The following is a 12,344-nucleotide window of genomic DNA, read 5'->3' on the forward strand; positions in this document are numbered from 1 at the left end:
TTCTCTTTATTTAATCCGTTTTTTGTGAGTCTTTCATTAGTACTGGATAAAGAATAAGACCTAATACGAACAATCCAATTCCTAAGAAGAACGTTTTTAAATCAGCAGTTCCCGTTTTGATAACCCAAATTGAGTATACAAATGCTAATGTAGTGATGATCCCGTCCTTTATTCGAGAACCAGGCATTATATCATACGTTTCTCCTGTAATAACCAGTTTGAATTGGTACAGAGTAGAAACTAGGTATGGAATTAAATAGGCTAATGTTGCTACGACAATAGCGAAACTATAAGCTTCTGAAACAGTACCAGAAATCGTTGAAAATAAGAAAATTTGCGTCATTACATTTGTAATCAATAATGATTTTGAAGGACTACCTTTTTTATTTGTTTTCCCGAAAAACTTAGGGAAAAGTCCATTCTTTGCTGCCTGGTAAGGTACTTCTGAACTAACAACAATCCAGCCAACTGTAGATCCAAATAAAGATATAAGAGCGAGTAAAGCCATTATATATGCGCCTTTATTTCCAATTGCTAAATTTAATGCGTCTACTAATGGTTTTTGAGACTCTTTTAAAGCATCTTGCGGAAGAGCTCCCATTGTAAGTAAAGTAATTGACATGTAAATAAGAAGAGCGATAATTAATCCGAAAATCGTAGCTTTTTTTACATCGCGCTGTGATTTTGCACGATTAGAAAGCATAACTGCTGATTCAATACCGATAAATGCCCAGAGTGTTGCAATAGCAGCTGAATTGATTTGTCCGCCTAACGAGATGGATTGTCCTGCTTCATTCATAAAGGTTTGACCGTCTCCGAAATTAGAGGCATTGAAAATGAATAATGTAATTACAATAAACATTGTAAATCCGATAATTTTTGCAATGGTAGCAAGTAGATTCATATTTCCAGCTCGATCAATATTTTGAGAAAGAATATATTGAATTCCCCACAGCATAAGGCTACATACGAGGAAAGTTAATCCTTTTCCGAGTTCTAGTGAAAATCCGTTTATTGAAAAAAGAATTTGCTTACTTTGTAAAACTGGAAAGAATGTTGATAAATATCCAGCAAAGGAAATAATAACAGATGCTGTTGCAGCCCAGTTAGCAGCCCAATATCCCCATGCCATACTATATCCTGCAACTTTACCAGCTTTTTTTGAAGGAAACATCGCTTGAGCGTAGCTTTGTGGTCCAGCTTTTAATTCTGGTTTCCGAATCGCTAAATTTCCAAATACAAGTGCAATCATAAATACGCCAAGGCCTGTAATACTCCATGCGAGTGTAGAACCCATTGGACCTGATACTTGTGCTAAATTTGCTGGAAGCATAAATACGCCACCGCCAACCATATTCCCGATAACAAATGCTGTTAAAACCCATAATCCCCATTTTTTCGTTTCCATTTTTGTTAACTCCTTTGTAGTAAGTTTTGCTTAAACATCATTTTTTACTAGCTTTTTGACAATAAAAAAAGAGCCATGTAGATAAAAAAATACCTACATGGCTCTTTCGCCAAAGCGTAGGTACAACGGGAATAACCCTTGTACCTACGCGTAATTTTTCCGCTAGGTTTCAAGGGTTACGTATGATGATGATGTTTTTGTGCAAATGTAACTACATTTGTTGTATAAGTAAGCATAGTTCTTTGCTCCCTTTCTCCTCTGATTTTGAAGTTAGTATACTACATGTTTTTTTGAATGAAAAGAAAAATATAAAAATTTTTATAAAAATACGTTTTAAAGATTAAATATTTACCTATATTTTTCTTGTACTGGAAAATAAGTGAGAGATTGGCAGAAGAGTGAAGCATGTTATAATACATATAGAATTAGAAGGTGACAAGGGGCTATTGTAGATGATGAGTAAGTATGAACAAATTTATACAGAAATCAGTAAATCTATTGATAATAAACAATTAAAAGAGGGATGCAAAATCCCATCAGAAACAGAATTAATGAAGCAGTATGAGGCAAGCCGAGGGACGGTAAGAAAAGCTGTAGATTTACTGCAAGAGCGTGGATATGTGCAAAAAATTCATGGAAAAGGTGTTTTTGTTTTAAAGCGAAAAAATATTGAATTTAATTTTGGCGGTATTGTAAGTTTCCAAGAAGAAAATGAACGTTTAGGACGTCATTGTATTACGGAAGTTGTGGAAATGGACAAAGAAAAAGCCACAAAAGAAATTGCGAAATTATTAAATGTAAAAGAAAAAACAGAGATTGACCATATTAAACGTGTACGAAATATTGATGGAGAAAAAGTAATTTTAGATATAAATCATTTTGTATCTGAGTTTATTCCAGGGTTAACGAAAGAAATTGCAACGGCGTCAATTTATAAATACATCGAGAAAGAATTAGGGCTACATATTAGCTATTCACAGAGGGTAATCGAAGTACAGTCATGTACAGAGGATGACAGAAAGTATTTAGATTTAAATGGAACAGACTATGTTGTCGTTGTGAAAAATTTTACACATTTGTATGATGGAAGTCAGTTTGAATATACAGAATCACGCCACCGTTTAGATATTTTTCACTTTTCGGATGTGGCACGCAGGAAGTAAAGAGGTGGAACAAAATATTGTTTCATCTCTTTTTTTTTATAAAAAAAACACAAACTCGTATATACGAGTGTTGACTAACTTATATATACGAGTTAATATGTAATTGTAAACGGTATCAAAAAAAGAAAAGAGGGACGGGAATATGGGGAAAGACTATCGTAAAACAGCAGAGGAAGTGTTGCAGTATATTGGAGGGAAAGACAATATTGAACAAGCTGCACATTGTGTGACGAGGCTCCGTATCGCTTTAAAAGATGAAAGTAAAATAGATAATGATAAATTACAGTCTGTTTCATTAGTGAAAGGGGCGTTTCATAACGCTGGGATATTTCAAATTGTAATTGGTCCAGGGGATGTAGATCGTGTTTATGCGGAATTGATAACGCTTGCAGGTATGAAAGAATCGACTGTAGCTGACGTAAAAGATTCCGGGAATCAGAAGTTAAATCCAGCTCAAAAGTTTGTAAAAATATTTTCGGATGTATTTATGCCAATATTACCAGCGATCGTAACAGCTGGTTTGCTAATGGGTATTAACAACCTATTAGGCGCAAAGGACTTATTTTTTGATGGGAAAAATTTATTAGATGTTTATCCGAACTTAGGCGGGCTTTGGGATTTAATTAATATGATGGCGAATACAGCATTCGTATTCTTACCAGCACTTGTCGGTTGGTCAGCAACGAAGCGTTTTGGTGGTAGTCCGATACTAGGGATTGTTATGGGATTAATGCTTGTGCATCCAGCCTTATTAAACGCGTGGGACTATGGAAAAGCAGCGACTGGTTTAGACGGACAAAAGATTGAGTACTTCGATATTTTAGGACTGTTCCAAATTGAGAAGGTAGGATATCAAGGTCAAATTTTACCTATTTTAGTAGCTGCATTTGTGTTAAGTAAAGTAGAAGTTTTCTTAAAGAAACATGTACCAAATGCAATTCAATTATTAGTTGTACCAATTACAACAATCGTTGTGACAGGTGTGTTAGCATTAGGAATTATCGGTCCGGTTACACGTCATATTGGAGATTTATTAACAGTAGGATTAGTAGGTGTATATGAAACAGTACCAGTAGTTGGAGCAGTATTGTTTGGAGCATTATATGCACCGCTTGTAATTACAGGTATGCATCATATGTTTATTGCAATTGATTTACAATTGATTGCACAGCACGGTGGCACATTTATTTGGCCGATGATCGCTCTTTCTAACATTGCGCAAGGTAGTGCGGCACTTGCGATGTTCTGGATTTCTAAAAATCAAAATGATAAAAGTATGGCATCTACATCAGCAATCTCGGCATATTTCGGTATTACAGAGCCAGCTATGTTTGGTGTAAACTTACGAAATAAATTCCCGTTCTATGCAGCGATTATTGGCTCGGCTATTGCAGCTATATTTATTACGTTAAATGGTGTATTAGCACCTGCTATCGGAATTGGCGGATTACCAGCATTTATTTCTATCATTCCGAAATCGATTCCAATGTTTATTGTCGGAATGATTATCGCAGTTGTAATTCCATTTACGTTAACGTGGTTATTTGCAAAACGAGTAAAACAGAAGTAGGAGGAAGTTAAACATGAAGGATTGGCATAAAAGTGTAGTCTATCAAATTTATCCGAAGAGCTTTAATAGTTATTACAATAGAGAAACCGGGGATATAAAAGGTGTTACAGAGAAACTAGATTATTTAAAAGAACTCGGAGTGGATTATATATGGTTAACACCGATATACCAATCACCACAAAATGATAATGGATATGATGTAAGTGATTACTACAGCATTGATCCATCTTACGGAACGATGGAAGAGTTTGAAGAACTTTTAGCAGAAGCGAAAGTACGTAACATTGAGATTATGCTTGATATTGTTGTAAATCATAGTTCGACTGAACATAAGTGGTTTAAAGAATCGAAGGAAGATAAAAATAGTCCATATCGTAATTACTATATTTGGCGTGATGAAAAAAATAATTGGCAGTCTAAGTTTGGTGGATCTGCTTGGAAATATGATGAGAAGACGGAGCAATATTATTTACATTTATTTGATGAAACACAAGCTGATTTAAATTGGGAAAATGAAAAACTTCGTGAAGAAGTATATGATATGATGCGTTTTTGGCTGGATAAAGGGGTAACGGGATTCCGATTAGATGTCATTAACTTAATTTCAAAAGACCAATACTTCTTAAACGATGAAGGTAATACTGCGACAAGTGATGGACGCAAGTATTATACAGATGGTCCGCGTGTTCATGAATATTTACAAGAGATGAACCGAAATGTTTTTGCAGGAACAGATGTAATTACAGTTGGAGAAATGTCATCTACGACAATTGATAATTGTATTAAATATTCTAACCCTGAGCGCAATGAATTAAGCATGACGTTTAGTTTCCATCATTTAAAAGTAGATTATCCGAATGGTGATAAGTGGACGAAAGCAGAGTTTGATTTTATTAAATTAAAAGAGATTATGTCTAACTGGCAAATTGAAATGCAAAAGGGCGGAGGATGGAATGCGTTATTTTGGTGTAACCATGACCAGCCTCGCATCGTGTCACGCTTTGGTGATGATGGAAAGTACCGAAACGAATCTGCAAAAATGTTAGCGACAGCCATGCACATGCTGCAAGGAACGCCTTATATTTATCAAGGGGAAGAAATCGGTATGACGAATCCTAAATTTGAGTCCATCGAGCAATATCGTGATGTGGAATCGTTAAATATATATGATATAAAGCTAAAAGAAGGGCTATCAAAAGAAGAGATTATAGGGATTTTAAAGCAGAAATCTCGTGACAACTCTCGCACTCCGATGCAGTGGAATGAAGAAATAAATAGCGGGTTTACAACAAGCACACCTTGGATTTCGGTCGCTGAAAACTTTAAAGAAATAAACGTAGAGAAGGCATTAGAAGATAATGAGTCTGTATTTTATCATTATAAAAAACTAATTGAACTAAGAAAAACATATGATGTTATTACAGATGGAGAGTATGCTATTTTAGATGTAAATCATCCTAAGATTTGGGCATATACACGTGCTGTAGAGAATGAAGTATTACTTGTTGTAAATAACTTTTATGGAGAAGACATCACATATTCCGTACCAGTGAATATTCAATTGGATGGAATGGAACAAGAGATAGTATTATCAAATTATAAAGATTCAAGTGTGGATGTTAATAATCTTAACTTAAGGCCATATGAATCAATTGTATATAGATATACGAAATAAAAGGTTGTATGCCGAGGAGGCATACAACCTTTTATTTTAAGACACCACTATACAAAATGCTTACTTCTACTTCAGGTTTAAACTTTACTTTTGCATAATCTTTATCCCAATTTTTTTTCTTCCATAAATCAGGGTGATAAGCGATAAGGTGTCTGCCGATACCGAAAGCATCACAGTTTGCTTTTTGTAGCTTTTTTGTTATTTGTTTCGCTTCTTTCGTAAGTTGCTTTGATAATTCTTTATTTAGTTTTTTTCGTTCCCACATTTTATAAAAATCATCTCTTGGAGCCTCAAGCGCTATAACTTTTAGTTGAAGCTTAATGTGAGCATAAACATTTCCTTTTTTATCTGTTGTTATTTTTAAGTCTCGTTTTAATTTCCGATTGCTAATTTCCATCGTTAAATAATCAGATGTCGTCTCTGATTCATCGCTAGTAAGTTTTTGGGTGATACGGGCACTTGTTCCCATTTTTCCAGTTAATAACACGAATAAAACAGATTGTTTCAAAGGTAAATGTCCAGTTAATTTATCTTTATTAAATAAAGATAACCCGTTTGTGATAACTTCTTTTCCTTTTATTTTTATAGAAGGGAGGGTGAAATCTTTACCCGGATCTAACATTTTTGTAGCAGCTGTTTCTAAAGTTTCCTTTGGGAACACACTCATATCTTCTAAACTTTTCACTTTTTTCTTTAGGAAATCTCCAATTAGTAAATTTCCTACTTTCTTTTTTTTTAGTATTTCAGCTGTTTCACCATCTACTGAAATAAGTTTTACCAGAGCAGTAGGGTTTGTGGGGTCTCGAAAACTAATATCTAAAAAAGGAAATATTCCTTTTTTTTGAATTTTTGTTCCCAAAAGTTGCAAACCGTATTTGAAATATCGAATGTTTCCAGTCACATTTTCTTTCAAAGTATCGCTAGTGTCTCGTATGTTATGGCCAGTTGCTGAATGTATTTCATTTTCAAATGAAGATTGTTCGCTTCCTGAACTTCTTACAAGTTCAACCGTTTGCTGAAGTTGATTTTCTTCTGTAATATCAAATCCAATACTATAAGCTAATCTAGCCTCCCTTAAAGGCTCTTGATCCCAGCAACCAGAAAGAAGTGAGCTAGCACATAAGATACTACATAATTTAACTGTTTTTTTGTGCATATGGAGCTCCTTTCTTATTTCTTAATAAGGAATAAAGAAGAAATAAAAAAGGAAGAAAGACAATGAAAATATAAGTGAATTTATCAGTGAAATTTGCAATCGACTTTAATTCTTCAGGTGTATCTATAAATAAGGCGATACTAAAAGAGATAAGTCCAACAATTGGAACAGATTTTTTATGATTAGTAAGGTTGAATATATGCCCAATGCCTATAGAAGCAACGTAGTAACAACTAGCGATAGAAGCTACGACAGTTATCATCCAAATTGGTATGAATATTAAATCAGTACGGTCTATAATCCCAATATGTAAGGATCGCAATAAGTAGGCGACTGGATCTGGAATAAGCTCAATTTGCTTTGGGCTAAATACGATAAAGCAAATCCAAACGGTAAAAGTGTAAAAAAGAGTTACAAATCCATTAGCGATAGAAATGGCCTTTAGCCGTGCAATCGGATTCCCATTTACTTTTGGAAAAGCAATAAGAATAATTTCAAAACCATACATGGCTGTAATTGTTTCCTTAGATGCTTGAATAATATTCAACCATCCAGCCTCTGTAATGGGGAAAATATAAGAAAAATCAGCTCGCGTGAGCCCAAGGGCAATTAAAAGGGCCATTGGTAAAATGAGAATAGAGGCCATAACATAAAATCGTACAATGACTTTAAACGTATTATAAGCTACATAACAACAAGCTATTGTAAATAATATGAGAATTGCGTACCAAGGAGTTGCTTGCAAAACCCATACTTTAATGACATTACAAGCATTTAACATAACGGTCATACCTATAAGGGTAAAATAAAAAACATAAGAGAATCCTAATAGTTTTCCAAGTTTATTACCAAACATCATACAAACAATTTCATATATATTTGTATTAGGAAACCTTCTTAATAAGAACCACATAAGGAAAATGATAAGTTGAATCGCGAGCCCAGCGATGAGAACAGAAATCCATCCGCCACCTTTCGCTATCGGGTGAAGACGGTTTGGTAAAGAAAGTATACCAACTCCGATTTGACATTGAATAACGAAAAAGGTAAATTGCACTAGCGAAATTTTACTTTGCGTGTTTGTCACTGTTCTCATCCTCCCTCGTTACAAGTTGTCTTTGCATTTTTTTCGGCTTTGAATCATGTGGTCGTTCCCCAAATGACCAAATTGGAAGTCTGACAAAAGCATCTTTCATATCTTTTATATTCATTGGTGCAAGAGGAGAAAGATATGGTGTATGAAAAGAATGAAGCTGACATAAGTGAACGAAAATTATAATTAAGCCAAATGAAATTCCAACATATCCGAATATAGCAGCAAGGATCATTAGTGGAAAACGAAGAATACGAACTGCTGAACTCATGTCGTTGGATGGAACGAGAAAAGACGCAATTGCAGTTAAAGCTACAACAATAATCATTGTGTAAGAAACGAGTCCGGCTTTTACAATCGCATCACCAATTACTAAACCGCCTACAATACCGATTGTTTGTCCAACTCGGCTTGGCAAGCGAATACCAGCTTCCCGTAATAATTCAAAGATTAATTCCATTAAGAGAGCTTCAAAAATAGGAGGAAGCGGCACTTTTTCTAAAGAAGCTTTAATTGTATAAACGAGTTCAAGTGGCAGCACATCAGGATGAAAAGCGACGGTTGCGATATATATAGCTGGTAAGAGAAAGGCAATCAAGAAGCTCACTAGGCGAATCATTCGGACGAAAGAACCAACAATCCAGCGGTTATTATAGTCGTCTGGTGATTGATAGAAAGCAAATAACGTAACAGGAACGATAAGTGCTGTTGGATCTCCATCAGATAATATAGCAACTCGACCTTCCATTAAATTAGCGACAGTTCTATCTGGTCGCTCTGTATTTAATTGTTGTGGAAATGGCGAGAAAGAATTATCTTCTATAAATTCTTGTATATAACCTGGTGCCATAAGGGAATCGGTTTTTATAGTTTCTAACCTTCTTTTTACTTCTGTAACTAAATCGTCATTAGCTATGTTTTGCATATAAGCAATAGCTACTTTCGTGTGCATTTCTTCACCGAGTGTAAAATATTTAACAACTACATTTGGACTCTTAATGAGTTTACGAATAGAGGCTAAATTCGTTGCTAAATCTTCTACAAAACCAGTATGTGGTCCGCGTACAATCCCTTCATTATCAGGCTCTGTTATAGCTCTCTTTAAAGATAAAGCTGTTTCGAAAATGCAAAAACTGTCGACATGTTCATGAAAATATAATGATTTACCTTGTAATAAGAGCTGTACCCCATAATTTAAATTCGTTTCTTTTTTCATATTTAATGTGGAAAAGGCTTTATCTAAGGACAAATCAGAACGCGTTAATAATGGTTCAAGAGCAAATTGATGAATTAGATTTGGATCTGCTAAAGATTCGATATATAAGATTGTTCCTTTTCCATTTTGAAAAGGGAGATCTAATTTTTTTATATCATCAGAATGGGAAAGTTTATTTTCAATGTAATTAATGTTCTCCGGAAGTGATGGAAACATATGCTTTTGGTTTTTACTCTCTTGTTGTTCTTTTTTCTCGGTCATAATTTCCACCTCTTTTAAAGTGCAATTGTTTCTGTTAATTTTTGTCTTTTGTGAGAAATTTATGCTTGAATTATTTTTTTAAAAAAGAGGATTGAAAGTTACGTTACATTGTCTTTTGTGCATTATTCAATTTCATAGCAGTACTTCTAACATTTGTGTCGAATTAAGAAGATATATAGGAGGGATACATATGGAAATAGCTGTAGAACGTGTTTTTACAAAGGAAATTTTAGCAAGAGCGGCAAGAGAATTTCATGTAACAGTAGAAGAAAAGCCACTTGGAGATTTTGAGAATTATATTTTTAAGGCGAAGGGTGATAATGATGAAGATTACGTATTACGTTTAACACATTCTTCTCATCGCTCTAAACAAGAGGTAGAGGCTGAACTAGACTTTTTACGATATGTTGCGGAGAACGGAGCAAAGGTAGCGGGACCTCTTTATTCAAAGTCTCAAAATCTCGTAGAAGAAATCGTAGCAGAGGATGGGACGCTCTTTTTCGCTTCCTTATTTACATATGCAAAAGGCGAGCAAGTAAAAGGAGAGGAATCACCTTATTGGGGAGAGGCTTACTTTGAAGCGTGGGGAAAAGCAATTGGACAACTACATCGCCTTACAATGGATTATCCTGAAACAGACTACCGTGATACGTGGGAAGAAGACGAAAGTGGAATTGTTAATGAATTAGAAGATGATCAAGTGAAAAAGATTGCAGCGGTATTAATGGATGAAATTAAGGCCCTTCCAGTTGAAAGAGAAACGTTTGGTCTTATGCACGGTGATATCCATCAAGGTAATTTTCATTATGATGGTAAAGAGCTAACAATCTTTGATTTTGATGATGCGGCTTATAATTACTTTATACATGATTTAGCGATGGTTCTATACTACTCTGTTCTATTTACACCGTGGACAGTGGAAGAGAAGACAGATTTTGCTCGTAAACAGCTACAAGTGTTAAGAAAAGGATACGAATATGAACATAAGCTTGCGAATAGTTGGTATGAATCGTTACCACTATTTTTACGTTTACGTGATATAGGTTTATATGGAACGCTTCAAAAGAAGTTTAAGGGGAAAGATATGCCAGATAACTTCTTGAAATTATCAGAAGAGCTATACGAAAGAATTATTAAAAGAGAAGCAATTGTGAATATATAATACATTTAGTTCAAAACAAAGTATATAAAACAAATATATACTTTGTTTTTTTATACAAAAATATGTTTATTTTATTAAAATAATATTGTCCTAGATTAGGTATACACTTAAAATTTTATATATATTCTGAATATTCTTTATAAAGAAGGAGGGGGAATGTTGGAAGCTTTCGTAAATTGGTTAAATAATATTGTTTGGAGTCCAGCACTTGTTTATTTATGTTTAGGAGTAGGTTTATATTTTTCCATTCGAACGAAGTTTTTACAAGTAAGGCACGTAGGAGAAATGGTGAAGCTGACATTTCAAGGAGAAAAATCAGAGGCTGGTGTTTCTTCATTTCAGGCGTTAGCACTTTCATTATCAGGACGCGTTGGAACAGGAAATATCGCTGGGGTAGCAACAGCGGTTGCATTTGGTGGACCAGGAGCTGTATTTTGGATGTGGGCAGTAGCCTTTTTAGGGGCAGGTTCTGCTTATGTAGAATCGACATTAGCACAAATATATAAGACGAAACATCAAGGGCAGTTCCGAGGTGGTCCTGCTTATTACATCGAAAAAGGTCTAGGAGTTAAATGGTATGCTTTAGTATTCGTTGCAGCGACAATTCTTGCAACAGGGCTGTTATTACCAGGTGTGCAAGCAAATAGTATTGCTGTAAGTTTAGAAACTGCTTTTGGTATTAATACTACCGTATCAGGGGCTATATTAGTTGTCGTATTAGCTCTTATCATTTTCGGTGGAGTAAAGCGAATTGTTAACGTAGCGCAAGTTGTCGTACCCTTTATGGCAATAGGCTATATTTTAGTAGCCTGCGTCATTGTTGCTATGAATATTGAAAAATTGCCAGAAGCATTTATGTTAATTATAAGAAGTGCATTTGCATTAGAAGCTGCTTTCGGTGGTATTATCGGTTTAGCAATCTCTTGGGGAGTAAAACGTGGTATTTATTCCAATGAAGCAGGACAAGGGACTGGACCACACGCAGCAGTTGCAGCCGAAGTATCACATCCAGCTAAGCAAGGTTTAGTACAAGCATTTTCCGTTTACATTGATACATTATTTGTTTGTTCAGCAACAGCATTTATGATGATTATTACAGGCATGTATAACGTATTTGATGCAAGCGGAAAAAACTTTATTGTTAATAAATTAAATGGTGCTCAGCCAGGACCAGGATATACACAGGCGGCGGTAGAATCTGTTTTCCCTGGATTTGGAAATGGTTTCGTTGCAATCTCGTTATTATTCTTCGCGTTTACAACAATTATGGCGTATTACTACATTGCAGAAACGAATATCGCGTACTTAAATCGAGATAAAGACCGTCCTTGGTTGTCTATGGTACTAAAATTTGTTTTTTTAGGAGCTGTATTCTACGGCTGTATTAAAACAGCAGCAACGGCGTGGGCTTTAGGTGATATCGGTGTAGGAATTATGGCATGGGTAAATATCATTGCGATTTTACTATTACAAAAACCTGCATTAGTCGCATTAAAGGATTATGAAAAGCAGAAAAAAGAAGGAAAAGATCCAGTATTTGACCCAGGACCATTAGGTATTAAAAATGCTGATTTCTGGGAGCATGAATACGGAAAAGATAAGAAAGAGGAAGTATCTTAATAGAATAGGAACGAAGGAGC

At 35.0% G+C, this 12,344-nt stretch carries 9 protein-coding genes; 5 read left to right on the forward strand and 4 right to left on the reverse strand.

What is annotated here, in order from left to right:
- Nucleotides 1–10: 10 nt before the first annotated feature.
- Nucleotides 11–1,408 (reverse strand): amino acid permease, encoded by a 1,398-nt coding sequence (locus JFU02_RS22630; protein WP_000448446.1) that lies wholly within the window; start codon nucleotides 1,406–1,408, stop codon nucleotides 11–13.
- Between the two features lie 452 nt (nucleotides 1,409–1,860).
- On the opposite strand from JFU02_RS22630, the gene treR reads away from it, so the two are divergent.
- The 3 genes from treR (at nucleotide 1,861) to treC (ending at nucleotide 5,816) form a co-directional block, all read left to right on the forward strand.
- On the forward strand, nucleotides 1,861–2,571 hold the full coding sequence (treR, locus tag JFU02_RS22635; RefSeq protein WP_000987243.1) for a trehalose operon repressor: 711 nt from the start codon (nucleotides 1,861–1,863) through the stop codon (nucleotides 2,569–2,571).
- Nucleotides 2,572–2,713: 142 nt separating this feature from the next.
- The gene (gene treP, locus JFU02_RS22640) at nucleotides 2,714–4,141 is read left to right on the forward strand and encodes a PTS system trehalose-specific EIIBC component (protein WP_000513932.1); all 1,428 of its coding nucleotides are present in this window, start codon (nucleotides 2,714–2,716) and stop codon (nucleotides 4,139–4,141) included.
- 13 nt (nucleotides 4,142–4,154) lie between these two features.
- Nucleotides 4,155–5,816 (forward strand): alpha,alpha-phosphotrehalase, encoded by a 1,662-nt coding sequence (treC, locus tag JFU02_RS22645; RefSeq protein WP_097820782.1) that lies wholly within the window; start codon nucleotides 4,155–4,157, stop codon nucleotides 5,814–5,816.
- A gap of 31 nt (nucleotides 5,817–5,847) precedes the next feature.
- On the opposite strand, the gene JFU02_RS22650 is transcribed toward treC, so the two are convergent.
- From JFU02_RS22650 to gerKA, 3 genes are read right to left on the reverse strand one after another with little or no spacing between them, the layout of a single operon-like run.
- Nucleotides 5,848–6,972 (reverse strand): Ger(x)C family spore germination protein, encoded by a 1,125-nt coding sequence (locus JFU02_RS22650; protein WP_097960554.1) that lies wholly within the window; start codon nucleotides 6,970–6,972, stop codon nucleotides 5,848–5,850.
- Nucleotides 6,953–8,059: a GerAB/ArcD/ProY family transporter gene (locus JFU02_RS22655; RefSeq protein WP_000185803.1), complete on the reverse strand. Its 1,107-nt coding sequence runs from the start codon at nucleotides 8,057–8,059 to the stop codon at nucleotides 6,953–6,955. Before JFU02_RS22655 ends, JFU02_RS22650 begins: the two co-directional genes overlap by 20 nt.
- On the reverse strand, nucleotides 8,040–9,542 hold the full coding sequence (gene gerKA / locus JFU02_RS22660) for a spore germination protein GerKA (RefSeq protein ID WP_061668112.1): 1,503 nt from the start codon (nucleotides 9,540–9,542) through the stop codon (nucleotides 8,040–8,042). Before gerKA ends, JFU02_RS22655 begins: the two co-directional genes overlap by 20 nt.
- A gap of 190 nt (nucleotides 9,543–9,732) precedes the next feature.
- On the opposite strand from gerKA, the gene JFU02_RS22665 reads away from it, so the two are divergent.
- On the forward strand, nucleotides 9,733–10,704 hold the full coding sequence (locus JFU02_RS22665) for a phosphotransferase enzyme family protein (protein ID WP_086407032.1): 972 nt from the start codon (nucleotides 9,733–9,735) through the stop codon (nucleotides 10,702–10,704).
- Nucleotides 10,705–10,863: 159 nt separating this feature from the next.
- Nucleotides 10,864–12,324, forward strand: a complete 1,461-nt coding sequence (locus JFU02_RS22670) for an alanine/glycine:cation symporter family protein (RefSeq protein WP_201071667.1) — start codon at nucleotides 10,864–10,866, stop codon at nucleotides 12,322–12,324.
- Nucleotides 12,325–12,344 lie beyond the last annotated feature (20 nt).

The sequence above is a fragment of the Bacillus sp. TH13 genome (assembly GCF_016651175.1).
Classification (GTDB): Bacteria; Bacillota; Bacilli; order Bacillales; family Bacillaceae_G; genus Bacillus_A; species Bacillus_A thuringiensis_S.